We start from the raw sequence: 16,983 nt of genomic DNA on the forward strand, positions 1-16,983 counted from the left end.
TAGCAGTCCTTAACAGATTTACGGAATTAGGTCGACCACTTACCCAAGTTACGCCTTAAATTTGGCTCAATTAGGGGCGCTTTGCATTTCAAATCTTTGTGCAACAAAGCCGATTAGGGATGCTAACTGCGTGAAAACAAAAATCATTTTAAACATCATTTCGTGGACCTTAACCGTCCTAACTTGTTATGCGTGGATTGCCTTTACGTTTATTGAACCAGTTGGCTACACCATGACTTTTCTTGTTATTTTAATATTGATGACAGTAGTGCTCAGCTGGTGCTTGGCAACACCTTATATTAAGACCAAAGACCGAACCAAGCGACTAGACGAAAACTTTAAGCTACTTATGCTCTCTGTTGCTGTTGTTCCACTCCTAATGTTTCTACTGTCATATGGTTTTATATGGTGTTTCAAGACGCTAGAAAAGAAACAGTTCAACCATGACCATATTGCTGCGATGGTACCGGGTAGTAACTTCAATCAACTACAAAAGTTTGCCAAGGAAAACTACAACGCGCCACTTGTGTTAGGTGACTTTAACGAAAGTTGGGCTTTAACTTCCTTAGATATACCGCAAGCTTCTCCAGCTTCATTAAGATCTAGTACAGGATATTGCCTGGTGAATATGTCTAAAACCAGCATGAACACCATGTATAAAGAAGCAAAAACCGATGTAAGCTACAACGATTGGGAAATGCTGATATTAGCGCACGAGTTATCTCACTGTTTAGATCGTGCGACCGATGTGCCTGGTGAACTTGGCCAGCCACTTAAAGCATTAAATTCAATTGCGCCGTCTGATCGGTCCAAAGTAAAGATGGATGATGTATCTACCTTTGTAACGGCTGAAAGTAGCGGTAAAACGCAACTATGGCGAGAATCTTATGCGGATCTGTTTGCGGTAGGTTTTATGTCACTTGATCCAAAATACGATACTGCAGCGTTAAGAGAAAGCCTGATTAAATTACGTGAAAAACGTAAGGCACAAGATCCAACCCATAATTCGGTGTGTTGGTTGCAGTATTCTAAGAGTCAGCCTTTCCCACAAAAAGGTTCGGATGTTTATTCTTGGGCAAATAACATCAGAATTAAAGCGGCGTGCGAGTTGAAATAACTTGTCTTCAGACAAATTAAAAGCCCGAATTTCGGGCATCTTTTATACCAGCTAATTAACAATAAAAGCCAGGGCTTATAGTTGGTGCAGACATATCATCATAGATGCAATCTATACTGACTGCAGGTTTATCAATGTGGCTAAATAAGCTTGGATTGACCAATTGATTTGTTAGCTTAGATTTTTCTATACTAAAGCCAACCAGTTCAACTTCACAATCACACACGTAATGGAATTTTGCCTTACCGTACAACACAAATACATTAGGTGACTTCTCATACATCTTGAAGTACTCGGCTTGAGTTTGTGACAATGGAACCTCCAGCACCACAAAGCCATTTGGTACGACAAAAACTGCAGATCCATCTTTTACTGAGTAAACGATGGCTTGAACATCAGAAGCACGTTCAAAACCCACACTTTTTTTTATCATTTAGATTACCTTTTTATTTTGTAATATTCGCCTCGAGCGCAGCGTTTCGTACATCAGCTAGGTTTAACCAATGGCGGTGCTCAGCTTTAGTTTTTTCAATTTTGTGTGGTGTTCTTGGGTATTCCCAACTCCAGTAATGCTTTTTATAAATCTCCTTATCTTTCACAAGATACGCCTGTATAGATTGACTATCCTCATTAGTTGCATAGCCAACGCCAAAGTAAATATCTAAACCTTGCTTTAGTGCAGTTTGATAATCGGCTTCAAATTGAATAACAAGGGATTCAATCCTAGCTTCATGAGAAAAGATACTAGATAGTTTTAACATCACACGGCTCCAAGTTTAAGGCAATATGCCTCGAGATAAAACCATTATAACGGTCAAAATCCACTAAATTAGTTTATTTAAAAAAAATTTCATTAAAGTTAAACCATTGAAGATTAAAACATACGGCGAAAAACTTAGGTTTTTTATTCAATATTAATCAGACTTACTCAAATTTAGTCTAGATGAACTGGTATTTTTAAAATTAAGGCTGCTTCGCGTTCCCATTTGTGAACAGATTCTCATTTTTGAGAATGAATTATATTTCATTTTTTGACTGACACTGGAACAATTAGCCATAGACGAGTAGGGGGTGGGTAAAGCCATATACCACATTTAAGAAATAACGCCGTAGTGGTGTTAATTCATTGTTAATTGAATATGGTTTGAATTAAGGCTTGATGGAAATGCATTAGTAGAATTATGGGTGCTGAATTATCAAAATTAAGTTTTGGATTATTTTAATCAATTAAAAAAACATCGTTTGCGTTTATAAAGCCAGCAGTTGATCAATTAGCTGATCAACGCAAGGGTATTAACCTTTTTTATGGTTTAAATACTTTTGAGTACGTTCTAATAATTTCGGGATGGTTTTTTCTGCTTCTTCTTGGGTGAGATGCAAACCATAAAATTTATTAGTTGTTCCGTAGCTTTCATTAAGTACTGAATAGGGAATATATAAGGTGTACATGTCTTGTTCTACTGAGTACAACGTGATGAAGTCAGTCGTATATGAAAACTTGCCATTTTCGCTCTCTAGCTTGATTTGTTGGTGTTTAACGAGCTTGAGTGGTGAAATGCAGTCACCGCCATAGATCGCAACTGTGCCACGCTCTTTGTACAGCTTAATGAGTTTTTTGGTGCATTTTAACGGCTTGCCGTGTTTGTCCAATTTTGGTTGGTTGCGAACAAAGATGTTATAGCGAAGATTCGAGTCACCAAGCATCCCGCTTGTTGTTTCACTGATGGTCAATTGGCGTTTAGACTTCTTATAAAACTCTAATAAGCGTTGCTGTAAATTGAACCGTGAAACACCGCATTCGATGTCAAAATCTAGACTTTTAAAAGCGTTTTTATTACTGTTGTTTCCAAAGTAACAAACTGCATCGTTAAACATTTGCGTTAAGTTTGCAAAAATTAAGAGAAAGTCGTTTTGTGGGTACGGACGTTTTTGATACATGCACCCAAACTCACTGTCTGACAACTTATAAAAATAGGTGCGAACGCCAGTATAACTGCAAAGTGAATCATAAATGCGTGTGCCTTTAATTTGAATCTGAGTAACATAGCTAGATGAAAATTCAGGGGTAGCCCAAAGCATAGGGCTGAACAGGATGTCTTTCACTAATCCATTGTCGTATGCACGGTCGCCAACGCGACTCTTTTGGTTAATGCGGTCGTTTTGGGTGTAAACATGGATGTTCTTCAGCTCCAACGTTTCACGTTTGAACACGGTCTTTTCAGCGGTAGCAGTAGCGGTCGTCATGGTGAAGTTCCTTATCGGCTTAAATACGTGTGTGCAAAAATTGCTTGCATGGTTTTAAAAATTTGGTCTGTTTCAAAGTAGTCAGAAATTTGCTCTTGGAATGGGCTTTGATGGTTGCGAACCAACGTGCGAATCGCAGAACTATTTAAGGTGTCTGAGTTGGTAAAACCATTTTTTAGTACTTTGATCTCAAAATATGGGCTAGTGGATGCAATCACACTGACAATAATGTTGCCGTCTTGGTCTGTCTTAACTGACAAATCAGCAATTGGGCTTAGCTCATGGCGTAAAAAATACATATTGTCGGGGTTATAGATTGCTTTAAATCTGATTCCGTCTTGGCATATAGCGCAAAACAATTCATTCACCGACTCAGCAGTAAAGATCGCCCCAAACGTCACAACAACAGGCCCGACATTTTTTTGCTGTTTTTCATCATGTTTGATGGTTAGCTCGCAATGCGCTGTAATTAGGTTTTGCATGGTTTATATCCTCAAATGTGATTCAGTGGCATACGCACGTTATCCGTGCGTATGGGTGAATTGAATTAAGAAAGTTCGCGTGACCAACAATCTTCTATACGGTCGTATGCGTAGCCGTTTTGAGCCATTAACGTGCAAATGTCTTCAAGGTTTTTGCCAAAGATATTTACTGAGGTAACTTGGTCGAGTACTGATGTATGACCAAAGTTTTCTTTTAATGTTGCAACGTAGATTTCAACATCCATGAAGAAGAAATTTGTTTTATCAGCCAATGTCGGCATGTGCTGTTGAAATTGAAGTTGAGCATAGTCACAATCCGCTTGAAGATCCGCAAGGGTTAAATCACAGTTGTTGTCGATGTAATCTGAGATTTCATCAAACAATGTTTCCATGTGAGCACCGCTAAAAGTTTTAGGGAAACCGATGTATAAAGTGCCTTGTAACTGTACTGATTGAGCGTTTAAATTTGACATGCTGTTCACTCCAAGTTTTAAGCTTTCTGCTTTTGATAGTTTCATTTTATTGGAAAACACAACCTGGCAAACTTTTCTCGAAAAATAAGATTTTCAATCTTTTTTTAATCAATTAAAAAACATCGCTTGCGTACTAATATGATTTTTCTATTAGCCGTATCGCCGTAATGCATTAAGAATAATTTAACGAGCAATTAGTTAATTAATTAAGTTTAATTAAATTGTTAAGTTTTAAAACATATGAAGCTGAACCAGCTCAAGACCGTCTTGTGCTTGAAAACATCACCATTGCTGAAGCGATGAAGTTAGCTGAAAACAACGGATTCTTTAAAGCAAAGTACCAGGTGCTTAAAGTGATTCAATATTTTGATGTTGAATTGGTACTCACGGCGTCTGATGTTGAGCACTGTGCTGAATTACACCAGTTTAGCGGTGGCTATAACGTGACGGTGCTTGCTGATACACCTGAACAAGATCTTATTGCAATTCTCAATTCATTGGGGATATTGAATTAGAGCCATCTCGTGATAAGAGAATGCAGCTCCGAAAAATGGAGTCTAAATTTAAATCTGCCTTTAAGGGATATGATTTATCCCAAGTATCCATAGTGATATGGTCAGTGTATGTTCACCAGTGGCACGATCGCAAAATTAGTACCGTATATATCTAAAAAAAAACCACAATAACAATTGATGGTTTTTTAATGAGCTTTATAAAATGGGTTCATCATACGCACGGCGTTTGTGTTTTACATTTGGATCTATGCCAATTTGATTCGGATATAACAGGTTTAATACCTGGTTAATGCGATCAACTACGCATTGATTAAACAAGATATGACAGTTACCGTTTTCGTAGATCTTAATGCGTAATAAATTATCATCAATGCTATGCCAGATACCACGATCTAACCTGAGTTTATCTAATCTAGTGTGGTCTAAAGGCTTGCCAAATAACTGCCTTGCTATAAAGCGTACTTCTTCCACTAAATTATCTCGTCTGCAATAAGAATGGTAGCTATTGTGATGAATGATCACGCACGGGTTAATACCAGCACCAAGATTGGTTTTGTATTTGCTTGATAATTGGCAAAACAATGAATCAACTTTACGAGCATATGCCATGTGGCGCGTAGACCAGATAGATTCTAAAAATACATTCACGTTATCCATCGTGAAATCTTCAATTTCATGACGAGCAATTTTATCTGACAACGCATCATATTCTTTTTCAGATATAAAGTTTCTAAGATTGATGATCTCAGTTAACTTCCTCCAGAAGCATGACGATATTTGTTTTAAAGCAGATTCTTCAGTATTGAATGATGATGAATATGATTTTCGGGTGATTGCACTCATAATCTGGTAAGCATCAAGTTCAATATCTTTGATGCTTTCATAAATAACCTTTATTGACGATTTTGCTTTTTCGCATTGCAAAATTAGCTTTTCGACTTCAATAAAGTCTAATTCAGATGCTTGCACTTCTCTTTTTATATTTACCAACATATTCATAATTGCCCACCTAATTAGCTTAATTGTCTATATAGATATTTTAATAAAAACCATGGTCATTAATTTTTTTTTAAAATTTATAAGCTAACTTTTTCACTATAATTAAATTAAATAAGCACAACGCTTAAAACTTGATGTAGTGGAATATGGCTCAACCTTTAAAATTCCTTATTACCTCTACTCATAAATGATGATGTCGATATGCTTATGAAAAAACAACATTCAGTTATGTTCTCAACTGATCGAACAAATACCAATGCTATAAAAATCTGTAATGAGGATATTGTTAAATGAAAAAATCAAATGAGCGTTCAGAACATATACGTGCGACAACTAAAGATCTGCTTATTTATCTGCCTTGTGTATTTGCATATTTTTATGCGCTTTCTTCAATAGCAATATTTGCCTACTTATATATGTTGAAGCTTGCAAGTAACCATCCCCAGCAACATGATTTTCTAATCATTACTGTGATTTATGGCTTTTTTGTGATTGGTGTAAACAATGTGATGCAGCGGATCTTAAGGGTGTTCAAGTTGATTGATGATTCCAAGCCATTACAGTTTAACGGCGCTCAATCTTTGTGGGCTGTTTTCGTGATGTGTATAGCTGGAGTACTTGGCTTTCTCACCTCATTTAATCTCATGGGTTGAATAATCCAAAACCTTTTTAATCAATTAAAAAACACCGTTTACGGCCATAAATCTATGGCCATAAAAAAGAGAGGGCAAACCTCTCTTTTTTATGGATCTGATTAGAACAAATCTCTTTTAAGGTAATTGGTTACTTTTTGCTTCACCTTGCTGGCCATAAAGTGTGTGCTGTGAAGTCCGTTGTATTCGGTCACGCATTCAAAGCTTTCAAGCAATAGGCTTTCAGGTGAGATCCCATTCCATGCGTTGAACTTCTCCAGACCGTCTTCTGAGAGCAAATCATATTCAATCATTTCCTCAATTGCCTTGCGTTGTAGATTGATTGCTACATCCAGCACTTCACCCTCAATAAGTGCTCTAGCTTCACTTGGATTGAACATTCCAATACGGTGAGCTTCGGCAACAGGCTCAACCTGTAACGGTGCACTCACTTCAATTTCGTATACTTCGCCATCTTTGGGATGAAACAATACAACCTCAACAAAAATCACTTCAATAAAGTTGGGAACAGTCTTTTTTGCTTGCCCAATGATATTGATCACACATGATGGAACGCCACTATATGTAGCACTCTCGGTTTTCAAAAGGTGGCGAACTGTATCGGTACCAGGATTCAAATTGTGTAGTTGCATTGTCGTATCTCCAAGTTTTAAGCCATGAGCTTGATTAGTTTTGTTTAAAGTGTTCTGTGAACTCTGACCATGTTTCAGGGCGATCAAGAAGATCTGCCAGCTTCCCTAGTGTGCAATTGGTTAAGTAAACTTCCTTACCTAATGCAGACTTTAACAATGGTTTTAAGCTGTTTGAAAAACGTCTTAGGCATAACACATGCTCTTTACCAGCATTATTGAGTATTGCCTCTTGTATGAGCTGTATTGCCGTATATACGGCTTTATCTGTGCCTACGCCTGAGTAGATCAACTCAGATCCAACATCTAAACCATCTGTGACGATAAACGGTTCATTACATGACTTTGGCACTGGCATGTTATGGTCACGAGCAAATTGAATTGCCTTATTTAGATAGTTTTGAGCTTGTTCAACGGTCAATAGACAGTTGTAGACTTCACCAGTAGCGGTGAGTTTTGGTGCCGAAAATAATGGTTTAGTTGCTACTGTTGCTTCGTATTTTTGCTCTGGTGCTTCGTAGTAGTACCACAAGTCAAAATCAGTGCTGAAATCATTGTAGACTTCTAAATCAATCGCTTTTAAAAAGTCTTGGATAGGCTGAAAAAAAGATACTGGTTCATCCATCCATACATCCTGAAAGGCATTGACCATTTCAGATAATTCAGCAAATTGCTGTCTACTTACCATATCGGGTATTTGACCAGATTTAAGCTGATTCAACTGTAAAAATAAAACTTCTCCGTCAGTAATACGCCCTGACTCAATGGCAAGTACAAGCTTATTCATGCGTCCAGATCCTTAGTTCAATTCACGTTCAATAATGATGTGTCTAACGGTTTCGATCGTGGTTATTCACCGCATCAGCTTTGACAAGTCCTATTGCCCAATCACTTAAAGGATTCGATGCAAAATGTTTTGCTTATTTAGCGTCAACTGGTAATGAGTGCATAGGGGATCGCCTATCTGTTGGAATAGATACATAGTATCAATCCTTAAAAGGTTTTAACTTTTCTCTAAAAATTAAAACGTGAGTTTTATTTTAATCAATTAAAATCAGCGTATGCGTTTTTAAGCAAACTTAAAGTGGTTTTATAAGTCTTTTTAAATATTTTAAGAAAAGAATAATTGTTTTTAGAAAAAAAGTTTTAAGGGTTTTATTTTCTATAATTAAAAGCGAAATGTGAATTTATTTAAGGAAAACCAAAATGATTTTAGGTGATATTTTAGCTCTTGCGATGGTTGGTACTTGGTTGCTTGCTCTTGATGAATACAAAGCAAAGCTTCTTGCATGGGGTCGCACGACATTTACGTTGTTAGCGATTACTGGTGTTGCAACCATCATTATTTCTTATGTATTTTATTCTACGGCGCAAATCGCATCTAAAGACTATGGCCAAGTAGTCGGCTGGTATGAAACCGTGCGTATTGCTGAGATCAGTGAACCATCGGAAACAAAGGAACAAGAGATTCGTAAGTTTTATACGATCATGGCTCAAAACCCTAAAGAGCTATCTCGCCGTGAGTTCTACAAGCTCCAAACACAATATAAGAATGTGATTTATACAAAGTAATCATTTACCAGGCCTGGTTACAGGCCTATTGTCTATTTATTTTAATTTACTTATTGTTGTTCGATAATTTTGGTTAAACCGACTATGATGAAGTCTGAAATAGAACAAATATTAAAAGAGCTCTCTAAGGAGTTTTCTACAAAGACTACTGCGCTACTTGAAGCAAGAAAGGTCTTTGTTTCTTTTGATCCAGAAATACAATTATCCATACTACAACTCAACCAGCACTCAGACCTCAATGTAATACTTCCTAATATTCAAAGCCAGCCTGAAAGAGATCCTTTGTATTTAACATTGAGTAATATTTATTGGATTAAGGTTTATAACCAAATAGTTATTAAGATAAATCACCAATCAGATGCAAAAACTAGGTTTTATACGAAGTATTGTACTCATAACAGTAAGGTATTCGGACTAAAGATGGTAAGAAAAGCACTTGCTGACTTGGATAATCTATCTAGCAACGCTTCTCTTGTTGATGTTTTGGCAAATCAAGTTGGTATATACGACACGATATGGAGTTTTAAGTTTGTCGAGAAATCTCCTAGAACCCGTATACACGGCGCTGGCATCAATAAAAAAAGAAAAATAGACCTATGTTTTAATATGATTCGCACTTTTGAACAGGTCGCTAAATCTATTAATTTGAATATTAGTAATGAATATTCACTATTAAAGATAGAAGAGAATAGGTTTGATCAGGCTATCCAGGAGTTAACTAAAGATCTAAATATTAGTAAAGGTGCTTACATCCAGATTAATGAGCATCTTGAAGTTAAATTGGCAAAGACATCCAGCACAATTTACGTCAAATTTAGTGATTTAGCATCCGAAAAGCTCAATAAGCTTTATGGTAGATAATCGTCTTCAACTGAATAGACATATAACTATTTTTAAAAAAAATTATATTCATACAAATTACTCTAAAATTAGGTAATCAAGCTCATTGCTTAAAACTTGGAGTCGGTCGTGGATTTAGTAAAAACGCAAAACAATAATGAACAATTGCAACTTTTCAATAAGCTTTTATTGGATGCAAGAAGTAGTTTTATTGATGCTGAGTTTAAGATTTCAAACATCTTTGATGCACCGCATAAGAATGAAGTTGTTCGCTTAAATAAGAAATCACAAGCATATGTTGAAGCTAATGGCTGGATGTCCAGATCTTCCGCATTAGAGCGTTTAGAACAATGGAAAAACGTTGCGTTTAACCAATATCTAGATCCAACGATCCGCAACCAAAACAACCAAAAAATTGTCATTTCTCTTTTTGATTTGTCTGGCACATGGTCACAACCATGGGTTGATGCTGGCTATCAAGTATTTCGCTTTGATATACAGGCAGATCCTTATTTTGGCGATATTAATAACTTCAGCGTGGAATTCTTTAACGAGCTTTTTGCATGCTTTGATGGTTTGGACGTTCATGCGATTTTAGCTGCATGCCCATGTACTGACTTTGCTGTTTCTGGTGCAAGACATTTTACCGCCAAAGATGCTGATGGTCGCACGTTAAGCAGTATTGAGCTGGTGTACCAAACTTTAAGAACAATTGAATTTTTTAAACCGAATATTTGGGCAATTGAGAATCCAGTAGGGCGTATTGCGAGCTTAACCGGGTTGTCGCCGTGGCGTCTGTCGTTTGATCCGTTTCATTTTGGGGATACTTACACTAAGAAAACCTTATTATGGGGTAGATTTAATGCTGACCTACCTATTGCACCAGTAGAGCCTATAGAGGGATCTAAAATGCACAAGTTATATGGTGGGAAAAGCTTGGCCACTAAAAATGCTCGAAGTGTAACGCCTGTTGGTTTTGCATATTCATTCTTTATGGCCAATAACGCGCATGACCATAAACTGATGGCATTTTCAAACAAATATGACCGATTAGACCGGAATCTTTTAAAACTCGCTCTGAATTCAGGAGTTTCTGAATATGAAATTTCGTCTGCCATCGATGATGCTTACTATGATTATGATGATTTGGCAGCCATTGATTCTATAAATGAACAGCTATTTGCATTCTAAGGTTGGATTTTAAAAACTACTCGCATAGAAATTAATTTCTATGCATCTTTGACTTAAATGTTGTTTAATTGAATGGTAATACTTATTGAATCTTTGAAATGACTAGAAGCAGATTTTTTAAAAAAACGTATCATTCTAACTATCGAGGTAAAGTATCTGTTGAGGATGCTGTTAAACATCAAACATATCTTGATGATATGAGAAAAGATGCTGTTTTTTATTGTGTAGATCATATCGAAAGTTCAATGATCCCACATAGTATGCTTCATAAAATAATTCAAAAGTTAAAAACGAAGCAAAATGATAGTTTAACTTTGCCAGAAAAAGCTTATTTAGTTCGTCAAAACCTTAATGCTTTACATAGTCTAGTTGAAGGTAAAATTTCTTTTAATCAATATAAGAATGACAGAATAAATCACCATTATGTTCACCTAAAATCTAGTTCACAATGAAATTTATATTTAATAGGACTTACGCACTATTACTTATAGATTCTCTGTGGTAGCAGATGATTTTTATCGAGAATAAAGTCATCAATGAAGTTTTTGATAATTGGTCTAAATAATTTCTTCTGCCAACGATATATATTTTCAAAGATCCGCTCAAACTGGTTCTTTTGTATCTCAACGTAGGCCATCAAGGCTGAAAAAATATGATTCAAAATCAGTTTAGATCGTCTTACTTGAAACTTTTCAATATGACAAACCTGTTTAATCACCCGGTGATATTGCTCTATTTTCCAATGACTTGAATGTAATTCATGAAAACCTTCAAAGGACAATAAATCATCTTCATCTTGATGCACAATATAAAACCTCTGCTGTTCTTTTAACTGAGTCTTAAATAATTGTACAAAGCCAAAATCTTTGAGCCAGACCACTTGACCCTGATGGAAATTCGGCAATAAACGCAGTTGAAACCATTGTCCTTTTTCTGGGGAAACCTTACGGTTACAGTCGATACCAAACATAAATCGAATACCATGTTTTCTTATGGTTTTTAGATTTCCAGTCGATGAATACCAACTATCACCTGTAATAAATTGAATCTTTGCACCCCAACTGAGTACTTCACTTAACATATCCATAAAGTAATCATTCTTGGTTTTACTTTCAGATTTGTCATAAATTCGGAAATTAATTGGAATATTTTGACCATTTTGATCTGTCGCATACAAGGTAATGAGATTAATACCCTTGACGGAACGGTGGTGTTTGCCTGACCAAAAATAGCTAACCAAGTCCATATGCTGACTATACGGTTTATCTAAAACAGTATCATCAATACTGACTATAAGTTTATTATTATCAATATGTTGAATTGCTTCCTGATATAGGTCGTGAGGTGTGTAGTCTTCACGCTCTAGAAAGCGATTTACACTATCATGCGAGATATTATAAGTCTCGGCAAGTTGTGTGCAGCTAATAGAGTTCGGTTCTGTCATGAGAAAGCCCATATAAATGGGTAGAGTACAAGTTGCTGTAGAAGCATGTTTAATTCGTCTGATCACAGATACTTTATAAAGTATTTTAATACTTTTTTGAATCCGTCAATGCGTAAGTCCTATTTAATAAACAATAAATTTAATTACTTAGATCATTAAAATTATAACTTATAAAATATTTGGTTCATGAACTTAGTTGTGAATACATATTTCCTACTAAAAAGGTCTTAAGAATGGACTAAATTTGTCTAGGAGAGTGGTGGCAGCCCAGTGCTAATCGCCAGTTTGTCAGCATAATCTTTTAGATACTTAGCAACATTACCTGCTGTTGCGGGTAAAAAAACATGCCACTCCACTTCATTGACTTAAAGCAGACTCTTAACTTTGTCGCGTATTTTCATGTGTTGCCGCTTGCAGGTGCTAGTCAATTTTACTCATATGAAGTTACATCGATTTCTTAATTCTGATTGAAATAACAATGGAGCTTTGTTTCAGTCATCTCTACGACCGTAGAGTAAACTGAACCAAGGAAGTTATGCATATCCAGTGTTATGGATGATGCTTTTACACCTGGCTGTGCGATTGCAAACTCAAAATTCACATCTGTATATTTCAATGCTTTTTTAATGGTATCAATATCACCTGAATTACCATGATAGAAGCGCTTACCTTGTAATACACCCGTACCATTTCGTCTTTCAAGATGTTTCAGCAGTTCTTCTGGCCTCCATTTGTAGCGGAGTGAAACAATGGCCTGCCCGCACACTTCATATAAATCAGAAAGCCTAGCGCCAGAGTCTTGTTTTGAGTATTTACAATGAATAAGTTCAAAGTGAATCAAATTATCTTTAGCAAAGATAGCTATGATATCTGCTGACTCTCCAGAATTATCATCATTAAAAACAATGGTAGCTCCTTTGTTTACAAGATATTGCATCATGTATTCTTGAATGGAATGCTCACGTTTAACTGAGCTTTTGTACATCGACTCAATAGTAAAGTCCACACCAGCCCAATCAAATGTTTCAATACGATCTACTGGTATTTGTGATAGAGGAAGGTCACCATAGTTTGTATGAATACAACCAGCAATTGTGCATCCATCGCTAAGAAATAGGGTGGGAGGATTTTCTTCGAAGAACTGTTTAATTGAAATTTTAGTGTTTTTTAAACCATCAAGTTTGAGGGTACAGTTATCTAAACCAACTATGGAGTGTCCCTTTTCACCACCTAAGATAATCGAGAAGTTTAATTCAGTCTCAAGAATTTTAAGTGTGAAATCTGCCTTATTATCAACGTATTGATCAAAATGTAAATCACACTCTGAAAGCAAATATGGTTTCATGTCAGCCAGTTCTATCGTAATTTTATGCATTCGGTCATAAAGTTCTTCAGACCAGTCAGTTGCCAAGACAATCATATTGATAGGATAAGTTTCAAGCTGAGTTTTTGAAGCTGAATTTTCAAGTAATAGATTTGAGTCTATAGAATCATCTGTTATCAAGTTTCCTATAGATAAACACCATGATTTCCATTCTTTAATATCGCTAACACGAGCTGGACTCCATATTTTTCCTTTTACAGAAGCACCAACACTCACTGGAAAGCCGTTCCTAAAGCCTATACCGACAAAGTCAGATTTTTGGCATCTGCTTCCATTCTTCCACTTTGTCAATTCTGTTGTAACATCAGCACCGCTTAGCCGTGAATAACGATGAAGATGATTAGCTGGCTTAAATATTCCAGCATGAACTATACTCAGTCGTTTAATAGAATCAAATGACCGAAATACACAATCACCGTTGAGTGGAGTTGCTGTGTTTCCAGTAAGTGCTTCAACTAACTCTTTGACATCCAGCAGTTTTTCTGAATACCCAATATAGAGGTTTTTATTAGTTTTATCGAAATGGAGAATGATTAAGTCCCATTTCTGATCACGAATTTTGTCCGTTTTCGCCCACTTTACTTTGTCACGTTTCTGAGTTGTAAAATAAAAAACATTTTCTTGTTGATTAAAATATGGTTGAGAGAGTGCGTATTGTTTTAAATTAAAAGCATTTTTAAAATTAATCCAATTTACCGTCTCACACTTGTAGCAAACACAACTTAAGGCTGGATAGACTAGTTTGGGATTTAATTCTATATCTGGTGAGTCAAAGCCTGAAAAAGGCTGACAGCCTTGAAGAAAGGTTAGTAGTGACTCAGCTTCAGTTTTTTTTGCATCAGCTATTTCGCTAATAACAGTTTCCCAGCCTGAACCTTCCTGAAAAAGATTCTCAAGCTCTTGGGACATTTTTTCTTCTGCGTAATTAACAACAAATGATGCAGGTCCTAATTTTTCTTGAGTGCGTGTAAACCGACCAATAAATTGAAGTAGTACAGACAAAGATTTGTGCACACTATGAACTGCAGCAATTTTAAAGTTAGGATAGTCGAACCCCTCTTTAAGCATGTCGACGCATACTACGATGTCATATTTATGATCTCTAATGTCTTCTATGATCTTTTTTCTGCCAGTGATACCAGAGTGTACTAGCACAATTCTTTCATCTGGATACCACTGTTGGTAATCTTCAAATAATTCTTCTGCTTTTGTTCGATTCTCGGCTCGTACCATAATTCTATGTGCATCAAAGCCATTAGCTCTATCGCTTTTTAATCTTTCCATAGCTGCATCTGCAATAGCTTTATCTTTCTTCTTAGGGTGTTTCTCGTCAACTGATACAAGAGAGATAGGGGAAAAGCAAGAATCCCTCAAAGCTTGTGATAATGAATAGTTATATACTACTTTTCCTTCAATTGGTTGCCGATCATTTCGATAAGGGGTAGCTGTGAATTGGACAATTTTGCTGTTTGAAAATAATTTTTTGAGTTCTTGCCACTCTGCCGCGCCCATATGATGAGCTTCATCGAAATATACGTGGGTGAATAAATCCTTTGCAGCATTTGCTACACCACTTTTAGCTCTTGCAAAAAATGCAGGAGTGGAAACAACTATCTCAGCTTCTTTTAAAATCTCTAATTGTTCTTCGCTAGTTAATATTTTATTCAAAACTAAAACCTTGGGGTTTGGAGCATCTTGGGGTATTACACCCAATTCTCTCAATATTCCCCAAGAAGCAAATTTATCTGATATTTGACGTTTAAGATCAATTGTTGGAACTATGACTAATGTTCTGTTGGCTTTATCGGACAAAGTTGTAATGAGCATTGTTTCAGTTTTACCTGTTCCTGTTGGTAAAACAACTGTTGCAACGTCATTAGATAATGACCAATGTGAGAGTAGAGAATAGGTTGCTCCCAATTGCGCTAAACGTAATTTCCAGCCATTCTCACCTTGTCCATTTAAGGTTACCCCATCAAAAAAAGAGCTCCTAGCATTAGTAGTTCTTGAAATAGTTCCTTTGATGATTTCGTAAGAGTTCTTACTTTTACCGATTCCAGCTTTTAAATCAGCTTGAAAACTTATACCTGTTGGATGGGAAAGATTTAAAAAGCGTTCTTTGCTGTACGTAACATCGAAGCCCCATTCACCAGGACCGATAGCTAGTTGGGATAGCGTTCCAATTTTAGTTTTTGTTTCAAAGAGATAAATAGGCTTTAACACGCTTAAAACTTCTGTATGAGTTAGAGTCAGGTTGTTTTGATTCATGTGTACCTCTTATCAACTTGGTGAAAGTAAAATACTAAGTGTTAGAATGCGTATGTTTTCTGCTCTGTAGATGCTCCTAGTTGATATAAAAATTGAGATAAATTAATGGTTTTCAACCTGCGTTGATCATATAGCAGCCTACAGTTTGTAAGAATTCATTTCAATGATTACTGCTCATAAAACACCTCGTTAATTAGATATCTTATCTAACTTAACGGTGTCTACAAAATTAGTAGCTATTCAGCCTCAGCCTAAAATCTTTGATTCACATCATTTCACGCAAAATACTGTTTTTTTTTATATCGATAAAATCCAATGAATAACTCAATCTGAAGTTTTATTTACTTAGTCTTTTAGGAAGAAAATATGATATAAATTCCGTATTTAATTAATACCTAGAGTAAAAGCATGTACTTACAAACCATAAAAATAAATAATTTTCGTATTTTTCAAAATTTTGAACTTGAGTTCAATAAGGGGCTAAACCTTCTAATAGGTGAAAATGACTCTGGCAAAACGGCTCTTATTGATGCCATCAGACTTGTACTAGATACAAACTCATCAGAGTGGACGAAATTTATACTTACTGATTTCCATGATGGGAAAAATATTCTCAATATTCAATTGAAATTTGCAGATCTTAGTATTGATGACCAAAGCATATTCCCAGAACACATCACATATATCAAAAATACACAGCACCAATCTGAAGCATTTTTATACGTAAACCTAACCGCATCTATCAAACAATTAACCAATAAAATTGGGCAATTTATTCAAACAGATATTAATTCTGGACAAAATGCTGAAGGACCTACCATAGAGAAAGCAGCTCGCATGTATCTTTCCACAACGTATTTAAAACCTTTACGTGATGTTGAAGGAGAATTATCAGCAGGTCGTGCATCTCGTTTATCTCAAATTTTAGCAAACCATGAAACATTAGGTGGAAATGATACGAATGTTGAGCGACTAATTCGTACTATGATTTCTGCAAATCAAGCAATAAAAGAGGATGGTGCTGTTCTAAATACAAGAGGCGAAATTCAATATCTTTTAGAGGCTTTGTTGCACAAAGATTTGAAATGCAAAGCGCCCCTAATTGAGCCAAATTTAAGGCGTAACTTGGGTAAGTGGTCGACCTAATTCCGTAAATCTGTTAAGGACTGCTA

The 16,983-nt window shown here is 36.1% G+C and carries 17 protein-coding genes and 1 pseudogene; 8 read left to right on the forward strand and 10 right to left on the reverse strand.

Annotation, left to right across the window (positions count from 1 at the left end; all coding sequences use genetic code 11):
• Positions 1 to 259 precede the first annotated feature (259 nt).
• Complete coding sequence (locus tag ACTL4S_RS15525; RefSeq protein ID WP_228199017.1) at positions 260 to 1,117, forward strand: hypothetical protein; 858 nt, start codon at positions 260 to 262, stop codon at positions 1,115 to 1,117.
• Positions 1,118 to 1,172: 55 nt separating this feature from the next.
• On the opposite strand, the gene ACTL4S_RS15530 is transcribed toward ACTL4S_RS15525, so the two are convergent.
• The 5 genes from ACTL4S_RS15530 to ACTL4S_RS15550 all read right to left on the reverse strand — a co-directional run bounded on the left by ACTL4S_RS15530 (position 1,173) and on the right by ACTL4S_RS15550 (position 4,316).
• A complete protein-coding gene (locus ACTL4S_RS15530; protein ID WP_024160775.1) occupies positions 1,173 to 1,550 on the reverse strand; it encodes a hypothetical protein in 378 nt (125 codons plus the stop codon).
• A 13-nt stretch (positions 1,551 to 1,563) separates the two neighbouring features.
• Positions 1,564 to 1,878: a hypothetical protein gene (locus tag ACTL4S_RS15535; protein ID WP_024160774.1), complete on the reverse strand. Its 315-nt coding sequence runs from the start codon at positions 1,876 to 1,878 to the stop codon at positions 1,564 to 1,566.
• A gap of 532 nt (positions 1,879 to 2,410) precedes the next feature.
• On the reverse strand, positions 2,411 to 3,361 hold the full coding sequence (locus tag ACTL4S_RS15540) for a hypothetical protein (protein ID WP_005005981.1): 951 nt from the start codon (positions 3,359 to 3,361) through the stop codon (positions 2,411 to 2,413).
• A gap of 11 nt (positions 3,362 to 3,372) precedes the next feature.
• Positions 3,373 to 3,843 carry a hypothetical protein gene (locus ACTL4S_RS15545; protein ID WP_005005983.1) on the reverse strand — a complete coding sequence of 157 codons (471 nt, stop codon included), beginning with the start codon at positions 3,841 to 3,843 and terminating at the stop codon, positions 3,373 to 3,375.
• 65 nt (positions 3,844 to 3,908) lie between these two features.
• Complete coding sequence (locus tag ACTL4S_RS15550; protein WP_441299637.1) at positions 3,909 to 4,316, reverse strand: hypothetical protein; 408 nt, start codon at positions 4,314 to 4,316, stop codon at positions 3,909 to 3,911.
• Between the two features lie 221 nt (positions 4,317 to 4,537).
• On the opposite strand from ACTL4S_RS15550, the gene ACTL4S_RS15555 reads away from it, so the two are divergent.
• Positions 4,538 to 4,831 (forward strand): hypothetical protein, encoded by a 294-nt coding sequence (locus ACTL4S_RS15555; protein WP_063454767.1) that lies wholly within the window; start codon positions 4,538 to 4,540, stop codon positions 4,829 to 4,831.
• A 195-nt stretch (positions 4,832 to 5,026) separates the two neighbouring features.
• Here the strand turns inward: ACTL4S_RS15555 and ACTL4S_RS15560 are convergent, their stop codons facing one another.
• Positions 5,027 to 5,830 (reverse strand): DUF4942 domain-containing protein, encoded by an 804-nt coding sequence (locus ACTL4S_RS15560; RefSeq protein WP_441299638.1) that lies wholly within the window; start codon positions 5,828 to 5,830, stop codon positions 5,027 to 5,029.
• 290 nt (positions 5,831 to 6,120) lie between these two features.
• Between ACTL4S_RS15560 and ACTL4S_RS15565 the strand changes: the two genes are divergently transcribed.
• Entirely contained in the window at positions 6,121 to 6,483 is a 363-nt protein-coding gene (locus ACTL4S_RS15565; RefSeq protein WP_063454714.1) for a hypothetical protein, read from the forward strand.
• Between the two features lie 101 nt (positions 6,484 to 6,584).
• Here the strand turns inward: ACTL4S_RS15565 and ACTL4S_RS15570 are convergent, their stop codons facing one another.
• Both ACTL4S_RS15570 and ACTL4S_RS15575 read right to left on the reverse strand, forming a co-directional pair.
• Positions 6,585 to 7,115, reverse strand: coding sequence for a hypothetical protein (locus ACTL4S_RS15570; RefSeq protein ID WP_063454715.1), 531 nt, complete (start codon positions 7,113 to 7,115; stop codon positions 6,585 to 6,587).
• 34 nt (positions 7,116 to 7,149) lie between these two features.
• Entirely contained in the window at positions 7,150 to 7,899 is a 750-nt protein-coding gene (locus ACTL4S_RS15575) for a hypothetical protein (RefSeq protein ID WP_262735319.1), read from the reverse strand.
• A 419-nt stretch (positions 7,900 to 8,318) separates the two neighbouring features.
• Here ACTL4S_RS15575 and ACTL4S_RS15580 point away from each other — a divergent pair, with 419 nt between their 5' ends.
• From ACTL4S_RS15580 to ACTL4S_RS15595, 4 genes and pseudogenes are all read left to right on the forward strand, one after another.
• Positions 8,319 to 8,684, forward strand: a complete 366-nt coding sequence (locus tag ACTL4S_RS15580; protein WP_005028583.1) for a hypothetical protein — start codon at positions 8,319 to 8,321, stop codon at positions 8,682 to 8,684.
• Between the two features lie 84 nt (positions 8,685 to 8,768).
• Positions 8,769 to 9,545, forward strand: a complete 777-nt coding sequence (locus ACTL4S_RS15585) for a hypothetical protein (protein ID WP_046127874.1) — start codon at positions 8,769 to 8,771, stop codon at positions 9,543 to 9,545.
• A gap of 108 nt (positions 9,546 to 9,653) precedes the next feature.
• Positions 9,654 to 10,715 (forward strand): DNA cytosine methyltransferase, encoded by a 1,062-nt coding sequence (locus tag ACTL4S_RS15590; protein ID WP_262735384.1) that lies wholly within the window; start codon positions 9,654 to 9,656, stop codon positions 10,713 to 10,715.
• 98 nt (positions 10,716 to 10,813) lie between these two features.
• A pseudogene (locus tag ACTL4S_RS15595) lies at positions 10,814 to 11,134 on the forward strand (hypothetical protein); the annotation flags it as partial.
• 62 nt (positions 11,135 to 11,196) lie between these two features.
• On the opposite strand, the gene ACTL4S_RS15600 reads toward ACTL4S_RS15595, so the two are convergent.
• Positions 11,197 to 12,225 carry an IS701 family transposase gene (locus ACTL4S_RS15600; protein WP_262735394.1) on the reverse strand — a complete coding sequence of 343 codons (1,029 nt, stop codon included), beginning with the start codon at positions 12,223 to 12,225 and terminating at the stop codon, positions 11,197 to 11,199.
• Positions 12,226 to 12,616: 391 nt separating this feature from the next.
• On the reverse strand, positions 12,617 to 15,811 hold the full coding sequence (locus ACTL4S_RS15605; RefSeq protein ID WP_441299639.1) for a DEAD/DEAH box helicase: 3,195 nt from the start codon (positions 15,809 to 15,811) through the stop codon (positions 12,617 to 12,619).
• Between the two features lie 408 nt (positions 15,812 to 16,219).
• Between ACTL4S_RS15605 and ACTL4S_RS15610 the strand changes: the two genes are divergently transcribed.
• The gene (locus tag ACTL4S_RS15610) at positions 16,220 to 16,957 is read left to right on the forward strand and encodes an ATP-dependent nuclease (protein WP_441299640.1); all 738 of its coding nucleotides are present in this window, start codon (positions 16,220 to 16,222) and stop codon (positions 16,955 to 16,957) included.
• Positions 16,958 to 16,983 lie beyond the last annotated feature (26 nt).

This window comes from Acinetobacter lwoffii, from assembly GCF_052078135.1.
Classification (GTDB): Bacteria; Pseudomonadota; Gammaproteobacteria; order Pseudomonadales; family Moraxellaceae; genus Acinetobacter; species Acinetobacter lwoffii_Z.